The sequence below is a fragment of the Micromonospora sp. L32 genome (assembly GCF_052068055.1).
Lineage (GTDB): Bacteria > Actinomycetota > Actinomycetes > Mycobacteriales > Micromonosporaceae > Micromonospora > Micromonospora purpureochromogenes.
Genome location: NZ_JBQHDD010000006.1, coordinates 202,205 through 223,987, shown reverse-complemented (window position 1 = coordinate 223,987; position 21,783 = coordinate 202,205). Strand labels below are relative to the sequence as shown.

Here is a 21,783-nt window from a genome sequence, read left to right as displayed (position 1 = left end):
GGAATCAGCTGAGCCGCTCCAGCACCATCGCCATGCCCTGGCCGCCACCGACACACATGGTCTCCAGGCCGATGGTCTTGTCGTGCCACTCCAGCGAGTTGAGCAGCGTGCCGGTGATCCGGGCGCCGGTCATGCCGAACGGGTGGCCGACGGCGATCGCGCCGCCCATCACGTTGACCTTCTCCTCCGGGATGCCGAGCTGCCGGTAGGAGGGGATCACCTGCGCGGCGAACGCCTCGTTGATCTCGACCAGGTCGACGTCGTCGACGGTCATGCCGGCCCGCTTGAGGGCCTGGCGGGACGCCTCGACCGGGCCGAGGCCCATGATCTCCGGCGACAGGGCGGTCACGCCGGTGGAGACGATCCGGGCCAGCGGGGTGAGTCCGAGGTCCTTCGCGCGCTGGGCGCTCATCACCACCACCGCTGCGGCGCCGTCGTTGAGCGGGCAGCAGTTGCCGGCGGTGATCCGGCCGTCGGGGCGGAAGACCGGCTTGAGCCCGGCGACGGCCTCCAGGGTGACCCCGGCGCGCGGGCCGTCGTCGGTGCTGACCACGGTGCCGTCCGGCGTGGTGACCGGGGTGATCTCGCGGGCCCAGAAGCCGTCGGCGATCGCCTTCTCGGCGAGGTTCTGGCTGCGGACGCCGAAGGCGTCCATGTCCTCGCGGGTGACGTCGTACACCTGGGCGAGGTTCTCGGCGGTCTGCCCCATCGTCAGGTAGATGTCGGGAAGCTGGCCGGCCTCGCGCGGGTCGGCCCACACCTCGGCGCCACCGGCCGCGCGGGCCTTGGAGCGCTCCTGCGCCTCGGCGAAGCGGGGGTTCTCCCAGCCGCCGCCGACCAGCGCCTGCGCCTCCGGCGGGAGGGTGTCGGAGTTGCCCCGGGCGTACCGGGAGACCGTCTCGACGCCGGCGGAGATGAAGACGTCGCCCTCACCGGCGCGGATCGCGTGCATCGCCATCCGGGTGGTCTGCAGGGACGAGGCGCAGTAGCGGGTGAGGGTGGCGCCGGGCAGGCCGTCCAGGCCCATCAGCGTGGCGACCACCCGGGCCATGTTGAAGCCCTGCTCGCCGCCGGGCAGGCCGCAACCGAGGTAGAGGTCCTCGACCTCGGTCGGGTCGAGCCCGGGGATCTTGTCCAGCGCGGCCTGGACGATGGTCGCGGCGAGGTCGTCGGGGCGGACCTCGCGCAGCGAGCCCTTGAAGGCGCGACCGATGGGGGAGCGGGCGGTGGCGACGATGACGGCGTCGCGGGACGACTCAATCGGCATGAGCCAACGTTAACTCGCCGGTAACTTGGCGCGGAAGCTGCCGGGGCGACGGGAAATGTCACCCTGGGCTCCCGCCCGCCCGCCGCCCGCTCAGTGGCGGGAGGCGCTGGTGGCCGCGGCGGCCACCGCCGGCAGCAGGGCGTGTGCCCAGACCCGGTAACCGTCGGCGGAGGGGTGGAAGCCGTCGGGGCAGAAGGTCCCGGCGTCGGCGCGGAACACCGGCCCGGTCTCGGCGCCCAGGTCGACCACACTGCCGCCGGCGTCGAGCACGGCCGTCGTCTGTGCCCGGGCGGTCCGCCGCCCCGACCAGCCGAGCACCTGCCGCAGCGGCTGCGCGACGGCGCGGACCGCGCCCAGGTCCGGACAGGTGCCGACCACCACCTCCACCCGCGCGTCGCGCAGCCGGCGCACGGCCGCGCCGAGGTACGCCGCGGCCTCGCCCGGCCGGCGCATCGCGGTGGCGTCGTTGGCGCCGATCAGGATCACCGCCACGTCGGGGCGCTCGCCGAGCAGCGCCCGGGCCACCTGGGTGGCCAGGTCGGTGGAGCGGGAGCCGGAGACCCCCACGCTGGACAGGTGCACCTGCCGCCCCGTCGGCCCCTCGGCCAGCAGGTGGGCCAGTTGCCCGCCCACGGTCTCGTCGAAGCGTTCGACCCCCACGCCGAGCGCCGAGGAGTCACCCAGCAGCACCAGCCGCAGCGGCGGCGCGCCGGCCCGGCCGACCGTGGCGCGCAGCGCCAGGCCCAGCTCCGGCTGGGCGTAGCTGCGGTTGCGGGCGGCGACGGCCTGCCCGGCGAGCACCGCGGCGCCGCCGATGGTGCCCGCCACCAGGGAGAAGGCCGCCGCCTTGCCGAGCCGGAGCGCCAGCTCCGCACCGATGCCGCGTTCGGTCATGACGACACCTCCCCGTGCGGGACGTCGCGCCGGCAGGCGCGCTCCTGGCGGCGGTCGGCACGGGGCTCCGCCGCGCGGGGCCCGGTGGTTCGCTCGCTCATGCCGATCCCTCCAGTGTGGGTGAGTCGGTGGCGGGACCGGGTTGCGGCACCGCGCCGACGCCGAAGAAGGCCCGCCGGCGCAGGTGGGCCCAGCGGCCGGCCGGCCCGCGGTCGCGACCCCGGACCTGGGCGCCGCTGACCTCCGTCCCGGCGTGCCGGGCCGCCTCCTGGGCGGCCTCCGGCAGCGACCGTACCCCCTCGCCCCGGACCGGCACCGGCCTGCGTTCCGCGCCGGCGCCCAGCGCCGAGATGACGGTGGGCAGCAGCGCGGCGGCGGCCACCGCGTACCCCTCCGCGGACGGGTGGAACCGGTCCCAGGCGAACATCCGGGTGGGTTCGGCGACGAACCGGGGACCGAGCATGTCGCCGAGGGAGACCGTCCAGCCGCCCGCCTCGACCACCGCCACCGTCTGGGCGGCGGCCAGCTGCCGGCTCCACCGCCGGGCCAGCCAGCGCAGCGGCGGCTGGATCGGCTGGATCGCGCCGAGGTCGGGGCAGGTGCCGACGACCACCTCGCAACCGGCGGCCCGCAGCGCGCGGACCGCCTCGACCAGATAGCGCACCGCCAGCGCGGGCGGGGTGCGGTTGGTGACGTCGTTGCCGCCGATCAGGATCACCGCGACGTCCGGGTCGCACTCCAGCGCCGACTCGACCTGCGGCCTGAGCCCGGCGGAGAGCGATCCCACCACGGCGAAGCGGTGCACCCGGACCGGCCGGTGCAGCCGTCGGGACAGCCCGGTGGCGAGCAGCGCCCCCAGGGTCTCCCGGCGCCGGTGCACGCCGTAGCTGGCCGCCGACGAGTCGCCGAGCACCACCATGGTCAGCGGGCGGCCGGGGCACTTCGCGCCGTAGACGCCGTCGCAGCGGGGTGGGGGTGCCTCGGCCATCGGGATGGTGCGCCGGGCCTGGCGGGCCTGACCGAGCAGCACCCCGCCGGTCGCGACGAACGCCGCCGCGGTGGCGCCCGTGCCGATCGCCGCCATCCGGGCGATCTGGCGGGCGCGGTGCCAGCGCGGACCCGGTACGACGGAACCAGCCACCCCCATACCGCCACGTTATCGCGCCGGCCCGACACGCCGCTCTCCTCGGGCTGGCCGGTTCGTGCCTGGGAAGCGCCGCTTCTGGGTACCTGTCCGGTGACGGCGACGGGCGACGGACGCCGGAGGAGCAGGTCGCGGCGGGCTTGCGCACCCGCGTCATGCTGGTCGGGCGGAGAGGGGTCGGACGAGATGAGCAGGACGTTGAAGCGGAGCGCGGCGTTCACCGCGCTGTTCCGGGCACTAACGGCGGGCGCCCGGGGCGGGCCCTCGCTGGGCGCCCGGCTGGCGGCGCTGCCCCGGATGATCAGGGCGACCGCCCGGGGCGAGTACGACGGCGGCCTCCGGCTGGCCATGATGACGGCGGCGACGGCGTACGTGCTCTCGCCGGTGGACGTGGTGCCGGAGCTGTTCCTGACCATCTTCGGCCTGGTGGACGACGCGGTCATGGTCACCTGGCTGGCCGGCAGCGTGCTGGCGGAGACCGAGCGCTTCCTGGAGTGGGAGGCGCGTCGCAGCTCCGTCATCCCCGGGCAGATGATCCCCTGACGGCACGTACCCTGGGCGACGAACGAAACGTCTGCCCGGCCGCCGACGCCGGCGCCGCAACGAAGGGCACAACGAGGTGCAGTACTACGACAACGTCGTCGAGTTGATCGGCAACACCCCGCTGGTACGGCTGCGCAACGTCACCGAGGGCATCCAGGCCACCGTGCTGGCGAAGGTGGAGTACCTCAACCCGGGCGGTTCGGTGAAGGACCGGATCGCGCTGCGGATGGTGGAGGACGCCGAGGCCGCGGGCATCCTCAAGCCGGGCGGCACCATCGTCGAGCCGACCAGCGGCAACACCGGCGTCGGGCTGGCCCTGGTGGCGCAGCTCAAGGGCTACAAGTGCGTCTTCGTCTGCCCGGACAAGGTCAGCCAGGACAAGCAGGACGTGCTGCGCGCGTACGGCGCCGAGGTGGTGGTCTGCCCGACCGCCGTCGCGCCGGAGGACCCGCGCTCCTACTACAACGTCTCCGACCGGCTGGCCCGGGAGATCCCCGGCGCCTGGAAGCCCAACCAGTACAGCAACCCGGCCAACCCGCGCTCGCACTACGAGACGACCGGCCCGGAGCTGTGGAAGCAGACCGAGGGCGGGCTGACCCACTTCGTGGCCGGCGTCGGCACCGGCGGCACCATCTCCGGCATCGGGCGCTACCTGAAGGAGGCCTCCGAGGGCGGGGTCAAGGTCATCGGGGCGGACCCGGAGGGTTCGGTCTACTCCGGCGGCACCGGCCGGCCGTACCTGGTCGAGGGCGTCGGTGAGGACTTCTGGCCGGAGACGTACGACCGGGGCGTCGCCGACGAGATCATCGAGGTGTCGGACAAGGCCTCGTTCGAGATGACCCGCCGGCTGGCCCGCGAGGAGGGGATGCTGGTCGGCGGCTCCTGCGGGATGGCCGTGGTGGCCGCCCTCGAGGTGGCCCGCAAGGCCGGCCCGGACGACGTCGTCGTCGTGCTGCTGCCGGACAGCGGCAAGGGCTACCTGTCGAAGATCTTCAACGACAACTGGATGGCCCGGTACGGCTTCCTGGACAACTCGGGCACCGAGCCGACCGTCGCCGACGCGCTCGCCAGCAAGCCGGGCGGCCTGCCCGAGCTGGTGCACGTGCACCCCACCGAGACGGTCCGCGACGCGATCGACTACATGCGCGAGTACGGCGTCTCGCAGCTGCCGGTGCTCAAGGCCGAGCCGCCGGTGGTGACCGGCGAGGTGGCCGGTTCGATCGCCGAGAAGGACCTGCTCGACGCGCTCTTCACCGGGCAGGCGCACCTGCACGACACCATCGAGCGGCACATGGCCGAGCCGCTGCCGATGATCGGCGGTGGGCAGCCGGTGAGCGAGGCGGTCGGCCTGCTGGAGAAGTCCGACGCGGCGCTGGTGCTGGTCGACGGCAAGCCCAAGGGCGTGCTCACCCGGCAGGATCTGCTCGCCCACCTCGGCGCGCGCTGACCCGACGACGTACCGCGGGGCCTCCTCCTGTCGGGAGGAGGCCCCGCGTCGTCGTATCGGGCGTCGGCCACCTCGGCGTGATCGTCTTCTCGGCGGACTCCGACCGGGACGGGGCGTGACTGCTCAGCGGCCCAGCTCGGTCGGCACCGCGACCACGTCGACGAGGGCGCCCCGGCGCAGCACGGTCACCGGCAGCCGGGTGCCGATCGCCGGGCCGAGCATGAGCCGTTGCAGGCCCTGGCCGTCCCGGACCGATCGCCCGCCGGCGGAGAGGATCACGTCACCGAGGTAGATCCCGGCCAGCCCGGCGGGACTGCCCGGCACCACCTCGACCACCCGCAGGCCACGACGCTGGCCGGTGCGCTCGGCGACCTCCGGTGGCAGCGGCACCGGGACGCCGGCCACCCCCAGCCAGGCCCGGCGTACCCGCCCGTTGGCGATGAGGTCGTCGACGATCTGCCGGGTGGTGGCGTTGATCGGCACGGCCAGCCCGAGGCCGTAGCCGGCGACGGCGGTGTTCACCCCGATCACCCGGCCGGCCGAGTCGGCCAGCGCGCCGCCGGAGTTGCCGGGGTTGAGCGCGGCGTCGGTCTGGATGACGTCCTCGATGAGTCGGGTGACCCGGCCGTCGCGGGCAGGCAGCGACCGACCCAGCCCGGACACCACCCCGGCGGTGACCGAGCCGGCCAGCCCCATCGGGTTGCCGACCGCGACCACCAGCTGGCCGATCCGCAGGGTGTCCGCGTCGCCCAGCTCCACCGGCGGCACGGTCGCCTCGTCCACCCGCAGCACCGCCAGGTCGGACAGGGGATCCGCCCCGACCACCCGGAAGCGCGCCTCGGTGCCGTCGCCGAAGGCGGCCGAGCCGTCCCGGGCGCCCTGCACCACGTGGGCGCTGGTCAGCAGCAGGCCGTCGGTGCCCACGGTGATCGCGGAGCCGGCGCCGGCCCCGCGCGCGGTCCGCACCGACAGGGCGGCCACGCTGGGCAGCACCCGGGCCGCCACGCCGGTGACCACCCGGGAGTACGCGTCGAGCGCGGCGTCCTCCGCCCGCTCGGTGTGATCGGTGTCCATGAACCCGGCAACGCCCTCGCATCGACGGGCATGCCCCGATCAGCTCAGAGCGAACGGGGCGGGTCAGAGCGGTCGGGCGTACCGGACCTGCGGGACGACGATCGGGCCGAAGTGCTCGTCGCGCCGGGTGCCCTCCGGCGTCCAGCCGCCGCGCTCGTAGAAGCGACGCGCGTCGAGGTTCTGCGCCAGCACCCAGAGCACCGCCCGGGACCAGCCGCGCGACCGCATGGCGTCCAGCGCGTCGACCATCAGCTCGCGGCCGGTGCCCCGGCCCCGCTCGTCGGGGTCGAGGTGGATGGCGTTGAGCAGGCCGGTGGCCGGATCGCCCTCGTCGTCCGGGCCCAGGTAGCTGAAGCCGACCAGCCGGCCGTCCCGCTCGGCCAGGGTCATCCGGTGGTCGTCACGCTCCCAGCCGAACCGCTCGACCCAGTACCGGCCCATCGCCTCGGCCGACGGGTCGGCCAGCGCCTCCGCCGGCAGGAACGAGGAGTACGCGGCCACCCGCGACCGCCGGTGCAGGGCCCCGACCGCCATCAGGTCGTCGACGGTGGCGGGGCGCAGCGTGAGGGTCATCCGGCCGAGGCTACCCGGCGGGGCGGGACCGGCACGGTGGTCAGGTCCTCGGCGATGACCAAGTCCCCGGCGAAGTGCCTGCGGGCCTCGTCGGCGAAGCGGCGCAGGTCGCTGTACCGCTGGGAGAAGTGGGTGAGCACGAGCTTGCGTACCCCCGACTCGGTCGCCACCCGCGCGGCCTGAGCCGCGGTCAGGTGGCCGGCCTCGGCGGCCAGGGCGGTCTCCGACTCCAGGAAGGTCGACTCGATGACCAGCAGGTCGGCGTCTTCGGCGAGGGCGTACACCGCGTCGCAGAGCGCGGTGTCCATCACGAAGGCGAACCGCTGGCCCGGTCGGTTCACGCTCACCTCGTCCCGGGTGACGCGCCGCCCGTCCAGGTCGAGGTGGCCGACGCGGAGCAGCTCCCCGACCGCCGGCCCGGCGATCCCGTACGCGGACAGCCGCTCCGGCAGCATCCGGCAGCCGTCCGGCTCCACCAGCCGGTAGCCGTACGTCTCGATGGAGTGCCGCAGCCGGCGGGCCTCCAGCGTGCCCCCGCGCACGGTGATCCGCTGCCCGTCCGCCTCGATCGGCTCGACGACCAACTCGGCGGTCTCGTGGAAGGAGGTCGCGTGCCGCAGCCGGGCGAAGTACTCGGCGCCGCCGGCCGGGAAGTGCACCGCCACCGGATGTTGCACCCGGTCCAGAGAGAGCCGCTGGATGATGCCGGGCAGACCGAGGCAGTGGTCGCCGTGGAAGTGGGTGACGCAGATCCGGGTCAGGTCGGTGGCGGTGACCCCGGTGTGCAGCAACTGCCGCTGGATGCCCTCGCCCGGGTCGAGGAGGATCACCTCGTCGTCCCAGCGCAGCACGTACCCGTTGTGGTTGCGCTGCCGGGTGGGGGCCTGGCTGGCCGTCCCGAGCACCACCAGCTCGCGCATGGACAAGGCGGCCTCCCCGCTGAACTGACCGGTCCGGCCGGGCCGGACATGAAGCGACCCCCGGGGCTTCCGCGCTCGCGCGCGGGCCGGCTGGACTGGGCCGGCACCCCGGGGGTCGGGTGGCTGTCGTGGTTTCGCCGCACCGCTGCCACACGGTCTCGACGATGGTGCAAGTGCCCGCCTCGCGGCGGACGGGTGTCACTGTCGAGGACAGCGGCTAGCGGACAGCCACCTCACGAGTCCGATTGCTATACAAGTCTGGACCACCTCCTTTCCCGTGTACGGCCACGCTATCCAGTCCCGCGGCGCACCGGCAACGGATTTCGATCACAGCCCGGACGGAAATACGTCGGGCCCGCCCCGCCCGCCGACGGGCAGCGGTCGCCGGCGGGATCAGGAGGCGTCGGCGATGCCAATCGGACCCTCGCGGGGCCCCTCCTCGCTGGCCGGCTGCACCGCCAGCGACGGGAAGTCGGCCAGGTCTCCCGCCGGCTCGGCGTCCCACTCCGGGAAGACCAGGTCGCTCTGGAGGTAGAGGCAGAGGAGCTGGGTGAGGTGGCGCAGCCCGTCCAGGTGGGTGCGCTCGTGGCCGTGGGTGGCGTCCACGCCGAAGCCGAGCAGCGCCACTCGGGCGTGCGCGCCGGCCTCGACCGCCGCCGCCACGTCCGAGCGGTAGTAGTCGAAGACGTCCCGGACCAGGTCGACGCCGTGCTCTCGGGCGATCGAGGCGAGGTTGCGGGTCAGGTGGTAGTCGAACGGGCCCACCCCGTCGCCCATCGCCAGGGTGGCGGCGTCCTCCCGGGACTGCTGGCCGGGGGCGACCACCGCCGCGTCCACCGAGACGATCTCGGCGACGTCCGGGTCGAGGCCGTGGCTCGCGCCGTGGCCGATCTCCTCGGTTACGGTGACCAGCAGGTGCGCGGTGACCGCCGGGGTGATCCCGGCGTCGACCATCGCCTTGAACGCGGTGAGCACGGCGGCCACGCCGGCCTTGTCGTCCAGGTGCCGCGACTTGACGTACCCGCTCGGGGTGATCGTCGGGTTGGGCAGGAACGCCACGAAGTCGCCCGCGTCGATGCCGAGCGCCCGCAGGCCGGCGATGTCGTCGACCGGCTCGTCGAGCCGTACCTCGACGTGCTCCCAGCCGACGCCCTGCACGTCGACGTCGTCGTTGTAGCGGTGCCCGCTGGCCTTCAACGGCAGCACCTGACCGGTGATCACCCGGTCCAGGTCGTCGGTGAAGACCCGGACGTGCGCGCCCTCGGCGAACCGGGCGCTGTGCGTGCCGATGGTCTTCAGCTCCAGCCGGCCGTTCTCCTTGAGCCGCTTCACCATGCCGCCGATGGTGTCGGTGTGCACCACGATCGCCCGGTCGGCGCCGGTCTGGCGGGGACCGGGCAGGCAGGCGCTCAGCGCCCCGCGCCGGGTCAACGTGGAGGAGATGCCCAGCGCGGAGAGCCGCTCGCCGACGTACTGCTGCACGTGGTCGGTACGCCCCGACGGGCTGGGGATCTCCAACAGCTCCAGCAGCACCTGGCGCAGGTAGGCCAGGTCGATCTCCAATGGCTTCGGGCTCACGCGGCGGCTCCCGGTCCGGCCGGGCTCCAGAGCCGCTGCGGGGCGCGGGTGCCGGGGAAGAGCAGGTCGACGAAGCGCTCAGCGGTCGGCTGCGGCTCGTGGTTGGCCAGCCCGGGCCGCTCGTTGGCCTCGATGAAGACGTGTTCCGGCCGGTCCGGCGCCGGCACCAGCAGGTCCAGCCCGGTCACCGGGATGTCCAGCGCCCGGCTCGCCGCCACGCAGGCCTCGGCGATCGCCGGGTGCAGCTCGGCGGTCACGTCGTGGATGGTGCCGCCGGTGTGCAGGTTGGCCGTCCGGCGGACGGCCAGCACCTCGCCCTCGGGCAGCACGTCGTCCATCCGGTACCCGGCCTCCGCGACCACCTCGCGGGTCATCTCGTCGACCGGGATGCGGGACTCGCCCCCGGTGGCGGCGGCCCGGCGGCGGCTCTGCCGGTCGACCAGCGCGGCGATGTCGTGCACCCCGTCGCCGGTCACCTGCGCCGGCCGGCGGACGGCGGCGGCCACCACCTCGTGGTCGATCACGATCACCCGCAGGTCCTCGCCGTCGCGCAGCTCCTCGATCAGCACGTCCGGGCAGAACCGCCGGGCCAGCTCGACCGCCGTGGTCAGCGCCTCGGCGGTGCGCACGCCGACGGTGATGCCGTTGCCCTGCTCGCCCCGCGCCGGCTTGACCACCACCGGCCCGGCGTCGGCGAGGAAGGCGAGGTCGTCCGGCCCGCCGGTGGCGGTCCGGCCGCGCGGCACGGAGAGCCCCGCCTCGCTGAGGATCCGGCGGGTGACCCGCTTGTCGTCGCAGCGGCTCATCGCCACCGCCGAGGTCAGTTCGGACAGCGACTCGCGGGTGTGGATGGTCCGGCCGCCGTTGGTCAGCCGCAGTTCCCCCCAGCGCGGGTCGGTGACCTCCACCCGGATGCCGCGCCGCATCGCCTCGTCGGCGACGATCTTCGCGTACGGGTTGAGGTCGTCGTACCCGGCCGGGGTGGCGGGCAGGAAGAGCCGCTCGTTGATCGGGTTCTTCCGCTTCACGCAGAGCGTGGCGGTGCGGTGGAAGCCGAGCCGCTCGTAGAGCCGGATCGCGCCGGAGTTCTCGGCGAGCACGGACAGGTCGACGAAGGCCCGCCCCCGCTCGTCGAGCCGGTCGGCCAGCCCGGTCAGCAGCGCCTGGCCGGTGCCGGGCGGCGCGGTGTTGAAGTCGACGGTCAGGCACCAGAGACTGGCGCCGTTCTCCGGGTCGGCGAAGACCGCCACGTGGTCCACGCCGGTGATGGTGCCGACGATCTCGCCGGTGGCGGCCTCGGCGACCAGGTGCAGGAAACGGTCGGTGCCGGCGTTGTCGACCAGCACGTCGACCGGCGCGGTGACCATGCCGTTGCGGGCGTAGATCCGGTTGACCGCGTCCGCGTCGTCGGCGTCGCGCAGCGGCCGGATCACCAGGCCGGGGATCTCGCCGTCGCCGTCGGTGGCGGCCGGACGCCGCTCGCCCAGCGGCAGCCGATAGGTCAGCGACGGGTCGATGAACAGCTCGTCCGGGAGCCGGGACACCAGCACGTGCGGGTCGCGCAGGTAGATGCAGATGTCCCGGGCGCCGGCCGCCTCGGAGCGCAGCACGTCCGCCACCGCCGCCTGGTCGGTGAAGGTCTGGCCGAAGACCAGCCGCCCCCAGCCGCAGTCCAGCACCACGCCGGCCCCGTCGGTGCTGTGCGGGCGGGGTGCCGGCGTGCCGGGCGCGACCGGGTCGCCGCCGGGGCCGATCCGCTCCCGGTGTCGGCCCGGCACCCGTTCCCGGTCGGTGGTCGTCACCGTGTCGGTCATGGTCAGTCGATCCCGTGGCTCTGGAGCCACATTTCCAGGAGTCCCAGCTGCCACAGCTTGTTTCCGTTCAACGGGGTCAGTTCGGCGTTCGGGTCGGCGAGCAGCGCGTCGACGTAGTCGGCGCGGAACAGGTCGCGGCGGCGGGCGGCCGGCGCGGAGAGCGCGTCGCGTACCCGGTCGAGCAGCTTGCCCTCCAGGTGGGTGAGGCCCGGCACCGGGAAGTAGCCCTTGGGCCGGTCGATCACCTCGTGCGGCAGGACCCGGCGGCCGATTTCCTTGAGCACGCCCTTGCCGCCCTGGGCCAGCTTCAGCTCCGGCGGGCAGCTCGCGGCCAGCTCCACGAACTCGTGGTCCAGGAAGGGCACCCGGGCCTCCAGCCCGTGCGCCATGGTCATGTTGTCCACCCGCTTCACCGGGTCGTCGGTGAGCATGATCTGGGTGTCGATCCGCAGGCCGGCGTCGACCGCCGTCTGCGCCCCCGGCCGGGCCAGGTGCGCCGCCACGAACTCCCGCGCCGGGTCGCCGTCGGCCAGCCGCTCGGGGTTGAGCACCCGCGCCAGGCCGGCCGCGTCCCGGTCGAAGAACGCCTTCGCGTACGTCTGCAGCGCCTGCTCCCGGTCGATGCCGGCCAGCGGCGGGTACCAGTGGTAGCCGCCCAGGATCTCGTCGGCGCCCTGCCCGGACTGGACCACCTTGACGTGTCGCGACACCTCCTGGCTGAGCAGGTAGAAGGCGACGCAGTCGTGGCTGACCATCGGCTCGCTCATCGCCGCGACGGCCGCCTCCAGCGGCGGCACCAGGTCGCCGGCGGCCACCTTGAGCTGGTGGTGGTCGGTGTCGAAGGTCTTCGCGACCAGGTCGGAGTAGACGAACTCGTCGCCCTCCCGGCCGCCGACGGAGTCGAAACCGATGGAGAAGGTGGACAGCCCGGACTGCCCCTCGCCGGCCAGCAGTGCGACCACCAGGCTGGAGTCCAGCCCGCCGGAGAGCAGCACGCCGACCGGCACGTCGGCGACCATCCGGCGGCGCACGGCGGTGGTCAGCGACTCCAGCAGGGCGTCCTGCCAGTCCTGCTCGGACCAGTCGGCCCGCTCGGCGGTCCGGGTGAAGGACGGGTCCCAGTAGACCCGCTCGTGGGTGCGGCCGTCGGGCTCGTAGACCCGGACGGTGGCCGGGGGCAGCTTGGTGACGCCGCGCAGGATGGTCCGCGGCGGCGGCACGATGCTGTGGAAGCTCAGGTAGTGGGCGAGCGCCACCGGGTCGATGGCGGTGTCCACGCCGCCGCCGGCCAGCAGCGCCGGCAGGGTGCTGGCGAAGCGCACCACGCCCGGCGTCTCGGCCAGGTAGAGCGGCTTGATGCCGAGCCGGTCGCGGGCCAGCACCAGCCGGCCGGTGTCCCGCTCGGTGATCGCCACGGCGAACATGCCGATCAGGTGGTCGACGAAGTCGAGCCCCCACTCGGCGTACGCCTTGACGACGACCTCGCTGTCGCCGGAGGAGAAGAAGCGGTGCCCCTTGGCCTGCAACTCCTCGCGCAGCTCGCGGTAGTTGTAGACGCATCCGTTGAAGACGCCGGTGAGCCCCGAGTCGGGGTCGACCAGCGGCTGCCCGCTGGCCGCCGACAAGTCGATGATCTTGAGCCGCCGGTGCCCGAGGGCGACCGGTCCCTGCGACCAGACCCCGCTGTCGTCCGGGCCCCGGTCGCTCATCGTCGCCGCCATGCGCTCCACCGCCGCGACGTCGGCCCGTGAGCCGTCACGGCGGAACTCCCCAGCCAGTCCGCACATGCCAGGGAATGCTGCCAGAGGTTGGCGCAGTTCGCCTGTTGAGCTGATGTCACAGCCGTTGCCGATTGCTATGATGCGCGGCCAGTCCGTTTCGAGCTGTGGGCCGTGTCCCTTTCCTGCCGTTCGTCGGGTGATCGCGCCGAGTCGGCGGGGGCCGCGATGTGACAAGAACTGCTGTCGCGGTCGCGAACTGGTCAGGTCGACGGGCCGCTCCGGCAGTCGCTCGATTCGCTGGCCGAAAGCCCTCATCGTAAGACCGGCAGCGAGCGACGATCACTGTGACACATCTCATCTTTTTTCCGCGATGACGCAGGTCAAAGCCCTCATGGGCGTTGAGCTGCATCGATCACACTGCGTGTCGGGTGGTCGGCCGCTCGGTGGATGCCAGACTCATCCCATCGGCGGCTGCGGATCTTCAAGGCGTGTAGTTACCTGATCACTCCCTGTTCGAACTAGGAGGATCAGTGGAGCGAAGAAGATCCATCTGGGGCCCGGTGTCCCGGATCCCACAGCTGTCCCGTGGTCGGGGCGGCCGGGCGGTGGCGGCCGGGCTGTCCGTGCTGCTGGCGGCCACCATGGCCGACTGGGTCACCGCGCCCCCGGCGGCCGCAGCGCCGCAGCCGGAGTCCAAGCCCACCTCGCCCGGGCCGCAGGTGCTGGAGCGCCCGGACGAGGCGGCGGCACTGGCGACGGCCCGGCTGACCGGGAAGAAGGTCCACATCACCGGGATGACGTCGGAGACGTCCGACTTCTGGGCGTACCCCGACGGTCGGGTGGAGGCGGAGGTCCACCTGGGCCCGGTGCGGATCCGGGACGAGAAGGCCGGCGGCTGGAAGCCGGTCGACTTCTCGCTCGCGCCCCAACCCGACGGGTCGGTCGCGGCGAAAGCCCACCCGGCCGACCTGCGCCTCGCCGGTGCGGCGGGCGCCGGAGAGCACGACCTGGCGACGGTGTCGACCGGCGGCGGGACGGTCTCGCTGGGATGGTCGGGGCGGCTGCCGGCGCCCGTTGTCGAGGGCACCAAGGCCACGTACCCGGAGGTGCGCCCCGGCGTCGATCTGGTGGTCGAATCCACCCGGACCGGCTTCGAACAGTTCCTGGTAGTGAAGAACCGGGCGGCCGTCGCCCAGGTGAGTGCGCTCTCCCTGCCCCTGCGGAGCAAGGGCGTGGCGCTGACCGACGACAAGCGCGGCGGCTTCGAGATCCGGAACAAGGGCGGCGCCGTCGTGGGCGTCTCGCCCCAGCCGGAGATGTGGGACGCCCAGGTCGACCCGAAGTCGGGTGAGCGGGTACGCCGGGCGAAGGTCGCCAAGAAGGTCGGTACGGCGAAGGCCGGCCGGCTGGCGATGACGCTCACCCCTGACGAGCGGTGGCTGACCGACCCGAAGACGGTCTTCCCGGTCACCATCGACCCGGCGGTCACCCTCAAGCCGAACTACGACGCCTTCGTGCAGTCGGACTACACCTCGGACCAGTCCGCCGCCACCGAGCTCAAGCTCGGCACCTACGACGGCGGCACCACCAAGGCCCGCTCCTTCCTCCGGTTCGACGGGCTGGACTGGCTGAAGGGCAAGCAGGTCCAGGCCGCGACGCTCTACCTGTGGGAGCACCACTCCTGGTCCTGCACCGGTCGGCAGTGGGAGACCTGGGAGACGCTGCACGCTGGCACCGCCACCCGGTGGACCAGCCAGCCCACGTGGGTGAAGAAGCTCGGCTACACGTCGTCCACCAAGGGCTACAGCTCGGCCTGCGCGGCCGGTTGGGTGAACTCCTCGGTGACCGGGGCGTTCGCGGACCACGCCAGTGGTGCGACCTGCTGCACGGTCAACGTCGGTCTGCGGGCCACCTCCGAGACCGACAACCTGGCGTGGAAGAAGTTCAACTCGATGGAGGGGGCGAACGACCCGTACGTCACGCTGACGTACCAGTCACCGCCCACGGTCAGCGCCCGGGCCACCGTGCCGTCGACGACGTGCGCGACCGGTTCGAGCACGCCGTACCTCAACTCGAAGACCCCGCAGCTGCGGGCCCAGATCAACGATGCCGAGGGTTCGCAGGTCAAGGCCGAGTTCGAGTGGACGACCGGCGGCGGCACCCGGATCGGTGGCGCGATCGTCGGCCCCGGCGCCTCCGGATCCTGGCTGGCGACGTCCGTGCCGGCCGGCGCGTTCAGTGAGGGCAGCACCTACTCCTGGCACGTGCGAGGCAATGACGGCCTGGTCAACGGTGCCTGGAGCAGCTACTGCGCCTTCATCATCGACACGACCGCGCCGTCGGCCATGCCGTCGGTGTCGTCGACCGCGTACCCGAGCGGCCAGTGGGCCGGCGCGGCCGGCACCGCCGGCAGCTTCACCTTCGGCGCGTCCGCCGTCACCGACGTGGCGGCGTACGAGTACGGGTTGAACGTCAACCCGCCGAACCAGACGGTCAACGCGGCGACGCTCGGCGGGACCGCGACGGTCTCGATCACGCCGGCCGCGGACGGCCCGCAGACCCTCTACGTCCGGTCCAGGGACCGGGCCGGCAACCAGTCCGCGATCCGGACGTACACCTTCAACGTGGGTTCCGGTGCGGTCACCGCGCCCAAGGAGGGTGACGTCACCGCGGCGAAGACCGCGATCACCGGTGTCGGCCAGGCGGCGGCGACCGGCGTGACCTACCAGTGGCGACGCGGCGACGCGGATGCCTGGGTGAACATCCCGGCCGGTCACGTGACCGTGGCGGCCGGTGGTGGAGCGGTCACCTGGCCGTTGCCCAGCAGCGGCGGCGGCGCCTTCCCCAAGCTGAACTGGGACGTCGAGGCCACCTTGGCGGCGGCCGACGTCGAGTCCATCCCGCGGGACGGGCCGCTCCAGGTGCGCGGCACCTTCACCGGCGGGACTGGTGGCACCTCCAGCCCCGTCCGGATCAAGTTCGACCGCACCCAGGCATCGGCCGAGTCCGACCAGATCGGGCCCGGGTCGGTCAACCTGATCACCGGCAACTACACCCTGTCCGACACCGACGTGTCGGTGGACTCGTTCGGCAGCGACCTGACCGTGGCCCGCTCCTACAACACCCGGCGGTCCACCGACTCCGACTCGGCCAACATGTTCGGCCCCGGCTGGGTCTCGGGGGCGGTCGTGGACGAGGCCGACTCGCCGTACACCTCGTTGACCGTCTACGGCTCGCTCGTGCAGGTCGGGCTGCCGGAGGGCGACACGATCGGCTTCAGCAAGCGCACCGCCACCGCCTTCGACCCGGAGATCGGGATGGAGGCGCTGAAGCTGGCCTACGACAGCACCGGCGACAAGTACACCCTGACCGATGACGACGGCAACACCGTCCTCTTCACCCGGGTGACCGGCACCGCGACCGGGAAGTACTTCCCGACCTCGGTGACCGTGCCGGGCAGCAACCAGACCACGACCCTGAGCTGGGAGAAGGTGACGATCAACAACAAGGAGATCGTCCGCCCGACCCGGATGCTCGCGCCGGTGCCCGACGGGGTCAACTGCACCACCCTCACCCGTGGCTGCCGGGCCCTGACCTTCACCTACGCGACCACCACCACCGCCACCGGTGGCACCGACACCACCTGGGGCGACTACACCGGTCGGGTGAAGGAGATCTCCTTCACCGCGTGGGACCCGGATCTGTCCACCCCCGCCATGCGGACCGTGCCGATGGCCCGGTACGCCTACGACAACGCCGGCCGGCTGCGCGCCAGCTGGGATCCGCGGCTGGACTGGAACGACGCCGGGACCACGCGGCACCTGTGGGACACCTACAACTACAACCTGGACGGCGTCCTGTCCTCGCTCACCCCGGTCGGCCAGGAGGCGTGGCAGCTCAGCTACACCACCATTCCCGGTGACCCGGGGCTCGGCCGGCTGTACAAGGTGAGCCGTTCGGCGCTGGCCGCCGGCACGGCGGTCACCAGCGTCGTGTACAAGGTGCCGGTTGCCGGCACCGGCGCACCCTACGACCTGTCCGCGGCACAGACCAGCCGGTGGTACCAGACCGAGGCGCCGACCGACGCCACGGCGGTCTTCCCGGCCGACCAGGTGCCCGACGGGAGTCCCTCGGGCGGCAGCCTGCCGTCGTCGTACGAGCGGGCCACGGTCAACTACCTGGACGCCAACGCCCGCAAGGTGAACACCGCCACGCCGGGCGGTCACATCGACGCCGCCTGGTACGACCAATGGGGCAACACGGTACGGACGCTGACCGCCGGCAACCGGGACCGGGCGCTGAACGCCAGCTCCACCGACGACGCGGCGACGGAGATCGCCCGGGCGCGCGCCCTGTCGACCCTGAACACCTACTCGTCCGACGGGCAGCGGCTCATCACCACCTGGACTCCGGAGCACGACGTGATGCTGCCGGACGACACCGTGGTGCGTGGCCGTCAGATCACCCTGAGAACCTACGACGAGGGTGCGCCGACCACCGGCGGGCCCTACAACCTGGTCACGACCGAGAAGGTCGGCCTCCGCTGGTACCCCAACGGCATCGAGACCGATGCCGACCTGCGGACCACCACCACCGCCTACGACTGGACGCTGCGCCAGCCGACCGTGGTGACGGTCGACCCGTCCGGCCTCGCGCAGGCCACCCGGACGGCATACGACCCGATCACCGGTCTGGTCACCTCGACCACGGCCCCGGCGGGCGGCACCAGCACCACCACCCCGGCCACCCGCAAGACGGTCTACTACCGGGCCACCTCCGGCTCCGGCTACGCCGAGTGCGACCTAAAGCCGGAGTGGTCGAACCTGCCCTGCCGGGTCCAGCCCGGCGGCCAGGCGGCCTCCGGGCCGGAACTGCCGGCCACCGTGACCACCTACGACATGTTCAACCAGTCCCGGGTGGTGACCGAGAAGACCAGCGCCGGCACGCTGCGGACCACCACCACGACGTACGACGGCGCCGGCCGGGCGTACGAGACGTCGGTGACCGCAGCCACGGGTCTGGGTGCCGCCGTGCCGGTCACCCGTAACGTCTACGACGCAGCCACCGGGCAACTCCTGCGCACCCAGTCGGTCGTGGGCGGCACGGTCACCGCGCAGGTGATCCGGGCGTACGACACGCTCGGCCGGCTCACCTCGTACACCGATGCCGACGGCAACGTCTCGACCACGACCTACGACCTGCTGGGCCGGACGAAGACCAGTCACGACGGCAAGGCTCAGCGGACCTACACCTATGACGGCGGCACCGAGCGGCGCGGCCTGCTCACGTCGGTCGACGACACCCAGGCGGGCGTCTTCTCCGGCAGCTACGACGCCGACGGCAACCTGACGTCGGAGACCTGGCCCAATGGCGTCCAGGTCAGCACGGACTCCGACGAGCTGGGCACCCAGGTCGGCCTGACCTACGTCAAGCCCGGCTGCGCCGCCGCCGACTGCACGCTGTATCACGAGTCGGTGACGGAGTCGGTGCACGGGCAGTGGCGGGAGCGCGTCTCGTCCCTGTCCGAGCAGCACTACAGCTACGACCAGGCCGGGCGGCTCACCAGCATCAAGGACATGCTGGGCGAGCAGTGCACCACCCGCTCGTACGGTCTGAGCGCGTCGTCGAACCGGAACTCGGTCACCGAGTACGCCCCGGCCTCCGACGGTTCGTGTCAGGCCACGACCGCGGCGTCGTCGCGGACGTGGACCTACGACACCGCAGACCGGGTCAACACCAGCGGGTACGCCTACGACGCCCTCGGCCGGACCACCACGGTCCCCGCGGTCGACACCGGCAACCCGGCGGGTGGCAACGTGACCGCCACGTACCACGTGACGGACCTGGTCGACACGGTCACCCAGAACGGTCGGACCACCGATTACACCCTCGACGTCACCGGCGAGCGGATCCGCTCCTGGACCGACAACGCCTCGGGCACCGCAGAGCAGCGGGTCAACCACTACGACGGAGACGACGACAGTCCGTCGTGGACCCAGGAGACGGCGGACACCTTCACCCGGCCGCTGTCCGGCCTCACCGGCATGGCGGGCATCTACGACGGCGGAAGCGGCGAGGTCGCCTGGCACCTCACCAACCTGCACGGGGACCTGGTCGCCGAGCTGGACAACGCCGGTGACGGGCTCGCCCGCACCACGGAGGCCAGCGAGTACGGCACTCCGCGCAACGCGGGTGACATCGGCACCCAGCGGTACGGCTGGCTCGGCGCCAAGCAACGGGCCGCCGACGTGCCTTCGGGGATCGTGCTGATGGGCGTCCGGCTCTACAACCCGATCACCGGCCGGTTCCTGCAAACCGACCCGGTCCCTGGCGGCAGTTGCAGCGCCTACGAGTACAGCTGCGGCGATCCGGTCAACTCGTTCGACCTCGATGGCAAGAGGTGGTGCTGGAAGGTCTGCGGATGGGGCCGCAACTCGGTCTGGCGAATGGGGTTCTACGGCACTCGTCTTGTAGGACACGGGCTTGGCTTCTACGGTGGCTTTGCGCAGTTCCGCGGTGGATACCGGGCGATGCGTTCGGGGTACAGAATGTACAAGTCGATCAAGAAAAACGGTTACAAGGCGACCTTCCGCCCCTTCCGCGCCAAGGGTAGGTGGAGGTACGCAGGGGCCGGACTCGCTTCCTGGATGGGGTACCACGACTTTCTGAACGACTGGCGCGGTTTCCGTCGGGCCGCTGGCGGCACCCGTGATGCAATCGGTCGTCACGCATGTAACGGGGTTCGTGGTGTAAAGCGGTGGGTCGAGGGTGTGTCCCGAGGAAGGGTGTACATGAACAGCCGTTCATGCAGGTAGAAGGAAGCTGAAAATGGGCAGGAGAATCCGGAAATGGGTGACGGATTTCTTTGATCCGGCCGGTGTTAACCCCGCGTACGTCGTGATCTGGTTTGTGGTGGCCACCATGTTCGTGGCCAGCCACGATGAGCTGCGTTACCAGCTTCTGGGTGGCGCGTTGATGCTCCTCGCAGGTGTGCAGCTCGTCCGCATGGGGCGGAGCAGGTGCCTTGGGAAGAAGCTTCGCCGAAGCGGTGACGACGCGGTCTACCAGGACCGGCCTGCGGGAGAGTGAGTCGATGAACTCGTTGCCCGCCTGCCGACCGGCTGATGCCGGTGGGCAGGCGGGCAGCGCGACGGCCCCTTGACGCTGTGTACGAGGGTCGCCAGCAGCACAGAACAGCCGCCCTGAGGACGGTCTCCCCGGTCACAGGGCGGCTGGCTGTATCTGGTGTGGGCGTCAGGCGGTACGGGCCACGCCGACCGGGCAGCTCAGGCCGTTCGGCCCGTGGTTGCAGTATCCGTTCGGGTTCTTCGTCGGGGCGAGGTACTGCTGGTGGTAGTCCTCGGCGAAGTAGTACTTACCCAGCGGCGCGATCTCCGTGGTGATCTCGCCCTTGCCGGCCCGCGCCACGATCGGCGCGAACGCGTCCCGGGACGCCTCCGCGGTCGCCCGCTGCTCGTCCGTGGTGGTGTAGATCGCCGAGCGGTACTGGGTGCCCACGTCGTTGCCCTGGCGCATGCCCTGGGTCGGGTCGTGGTTCTCCCAGAAGACCTTGAGCAGGTCCTCGTAGCTGATCTTCGCGGGGTCGTAGACCACCTGGACCGCCTCGGCGTGCCCGGTCATCCCCGAGCAGACCTCCTCGTACGTCGGGTTCGGCGTGGTGCCGCCCGCGTAGCCGGCGGAGGTGGTGATCACCCCGGGCAGGGTCCAGAACAGCCGCTCGGCACCCCAGAAACAGCCCATGCCGAAGACGGCGACCTGGGAACCCTCCGGGAACGGACCCTTCAGGGTCGACGGCAGCACCTCGTGCCGGTCACCGATCGGCATCGCGATCGGGCGACCCGGCAGGGCCTGGTCGGGGGTGGGCAGTTCGGCCTTCATGCGGCGCAGGAACACGGTGGATCTCCTCTCGTACCTCTCCCCGCCTGCAACACCGCCGGGCCCCGGTTCCTTACCCGGGCCTGCCGGAATCAGGCAGCGGCGGGCGAGATGGCGGCGGCGACCCGGTCGGCGTACCCCTGCGCCTCGGCGTCGTCGGAGTAGCGGGTGCGCGGCCAGAAGAAGCCGCGCAGGCCGTCGCCCTTCGTCCGGGGCACCACGTGGGTGTGCAGGTGCGGGACCGACTGGGACACCCTGTTGTTCATCGCCACGAACGTCCCACCGGCCCCCAGACCGGACTCCACCGCCACCGCGAGCCGCTGGACCAGGCCGAAGTAGCCGGGCAGCGCCGGGGCCGGCAGGTCGGTCAGGGTGATCAGGTGGGTGCGGGGCACCACCAGCACGTGGCCCTTGAACACCGGCCGGGTGTCCAGGAAGGCAACCCCGTCCGGCTCGTCCGCCACCCGGAACGCCGGCACCTCGCCCGCCACGATCCCGCAGAACACGCACCCGCTCACCCGGGCAGCGTAATGCCGGAACGGGGGGGCGCCCGCCCCCGCGACACGGGTCGATGGGCGTACGCCGCGGCGGCTGGCGGGGCGGAGTCCGGGTGTGCCCCACGCTCCCTGTGGAGCTGACGTCGTAGACGATTCACCCACCCCCGGCACCCGCCGGTCGTCTCCCAGTGAGCGGCAGATCCGGGGAGACGTACCGCGGGTGCATCTGTCGTCGTCCCAGCGCCAAGAGACGCGCCCAAAGGAGACGGCGGCGGCGGTGACCGGCTTCACCGGGTGCGGGTGCGGGTGCGTCGCCTCGGGGTGGCCGATGCGGGCCGTGAATCGTCTACGTCATCAGGTCCACAGGGAGCGTCGGGCACACCCGGACCGCGCCCGACGGGGGAAGCGGGGCGAC

15 protein-coding genes are annotated in these 21,783 nt (G+C 72.3%); 4 read left to right on the top strand and 11 right to left on the bottom strand.

The window, feature by feature from the left end; genetic code table 11:
- Positions 1-4: 4 nt before the first annotated feature.
- From ACTMTB_RS18360 to ACTMTB_RS18350, 3 genes are all read right to left on the bottom strand, one after another.
- A complete protein-coding gene (locus tag ACTMTB_RS18360; RefSeq protein WP_441147170.1) occupies positions 5-1,267 on the bottom strand; it encodes an acetyl-CoA C-acetyltransferase in 1,263 nt (420 codons plus the stop codon).
- A gap of 90 nt (positions 1,268-1,357) precedes the next feature.
- Positions 1,358-2,161 carry an SGNH/GDSL hydrolase family protein gene (locus tag ACTMTB_RS18355; RefSeq protein ID WP_280837763.1) on the bottom strand — a complete coding sequence of 268 codons (804 nt, stop codon included), beginning with the start codon at positions 2,159-2,161 and terminating at the stop codon, positions 1,358-1,360.
- A gap of 97 nt (positions 2,162-2,258) precedes the next feature.
- Complete coding sequence (locus ACTMTB_RS18350; RefSeq protein ID WP_441147168.1) at positions 2,259-3,308, bottom strand: SGNH/GDSL hydrolase family protein; 1,050 nt, start codon at positions 3,306-3,308, stop codon at positions 2,259-2,261.
- A gap of 183 nt (positions 3,309-3,491) precedes the next feature.
- On the opposite strand from ACTMTB_RS18350, the gene ACTMTB_RS18345 reads away from it, so the two are divergent.
- The gene (locus tag ACTMTB_RS18345) at positions 3,492-3,848 is read left to right on the top strand and encodes a YkvA family protein (protein WP_441147166.1); all 357 of its coding nucleotides are present in this window, start codon (positions 3,492-3,494) and stop codon (positions 3,846-3,848) included.
- Positions 3,849-3,924: 76 nt separating this feature from the next.
- The gene (locus ACTMTB_RS18340; RefSeq protein ID WP_441147164.1) at positions 3,925-5,295 is read left to right on the top strand and encodes a cystathionine beta-synthase; all 1,371 of its coding nucleotides are present in this window, start codon (positions 3,925-3,927) and stop codon (positions 5,293-5,295) included.
- 123 nt (positions 5,296-5,418) lie between these two features.
- Here ACTMTB_RS18340 and ACTMTB_RS18335 read toward each other — a convergent pair whose 3' ends face one another.
- The 6 genes from ACTMTB_RS18335 to ACTMTB_RS18310 form a co-directional block, all read right to left on the bottom strand.
- Positions 5,419-6,369 (bottom strand): S1C family serine protease, encoded by a 951-nt coding sequence (locus ACTMTB_RS18335; protein ID WP_441147162.1) that lies wholly within the window; start codon positions 6,367-6,369, stop codon positions 5,419-5,421.
- 63 nt (positions 6,370-6,432) lie between these two features.
- The gene (locus ACTMTB_RS18330) at positions 6,433-6,942 is read right to left on the bottom strand and encodes a GNAT family N-acetyltransferase (protein ID WP_154939446.1); all 510 of its coding nucleotides are present in this window, start codon (positions 6,940-6,942) and stop codon (positions 6,433-6,435) included.
- The gene (locus ACTMTB_RS18325; protein ID WP_441147160.1) at positions 6,939-7,868 is read right to left on the bottom strand and encodes a ribonuclease Z; all 930 of its coding nucleotides are present in this window, start codon (positions 7,866-7,868) and stop codon (positions 6,939-6,941) included. Before ACTMTB_RS18325 ends, ACTMTB_RS18330 begins: the two co-directional genes overlap by 4 nt.
- 387 nt (positions 7,869-8,255) lie before the next feature.
- Positions 8,256-9,440: an osmoprotectant NAGGN system M42 family peptidase gene (locus ACTMTB_RS18320; RefSeq protein ID WP_441147159.1), complete on the bottom strand. Its 1,185-nt coding sequence runs from the start codon at positions 9,438-9,440 to the stop codon at positions 8,256-8,258.
- A complete protein-coding gene (ngg, locus tag ACTMTB_RS18315; protein WP_441147157.1) occupies positions 9,437-11,254 on the bottom strand; it encodes an N-acetylglutaminylglutamine synthetase in 1,818 nt (605 codons plus the stop codon). The genes ACTMTB_RS18320 and ngg overlap by 4 nt, the downstream gene beginning before the upstream one ends.
- Before the next feature lie 2 nt (positions 11,255-11,256).
- Complete coding sequence (locus ACTMTB_RS18310) at positions 11,257-13,041, bottom strand: N-acetylglutaminylglutamine amidotransferase (RefSeq protein WP_441147155.1); 1,785 nt, start codon at positions 13,039-13,041, stop codon at positions 11,257-11,259.
- Positions 13,042-13,505: 464 nt separating this feature from the next.
- Between ACTMTB_RS18310 and ACTMTB_RS18305 the strand changes: the two genes are divergently transcribed.
- Positions 13,506-19,790: a DNRLRE domain-containing protein gene (locus tag ACTMTB_RS18305; RefSeq protein WP_441147153.1), complete on the top strand. Its 6,285-nt coding sequence runs from the start codon at positions 13,506-13,508 to the stop codon at positions 19,788-19,790.
- Between the two features lie 13 nt (positions 19,791-19,803).
- Positions 19,804-20,064 (top strand): hypothetical protein, encoded by a 261-nt coding sequence (locus ACTMTB_RS18300; protein WP_441147152.1) that lies wholly within the window; start codon positions 19,804-19,806, stop codon positions 20,062-20,064.
- Positions 20,065-20,229: 165 nt separating this feature from the next.
- Here ACTMTB_RS18300 and msrA read toward each other — a convergent pair whose 3' ends face one another.
- Together msrA and ACTMTB_RS18290 are read right to left on the bottom strand one after the other, a co-directional pair.
- On the bottom strand, positions 20,230-20,889 hold the full coding sequence (msrA, locus tag ACTMTB_RS18295) for a peptide-methionine (S)-S-oxide reductase MsrA (protein WP_441147150.1): 660 nt from the start codon (positions 20,887-20,889) through the stop codon (positions 20,230-20,232).
- Positions 20,890-20,963: 74 nt separating this feature from the next.
- Positions 20,964-21,389 carry an HIT family protein gene (locus ACTMTB_RS18290; protein ID WP_441147148.1) on the bottom strand — a complete coding sequence of 142 codons (426 nt, stop codon included), beginning with the start codon at positions 21,387-21,389 and terminating at the stop codon, positions 20,964-20,966.
- Positions 21,390-21,783: the final 394 nt, after the last annotated feature.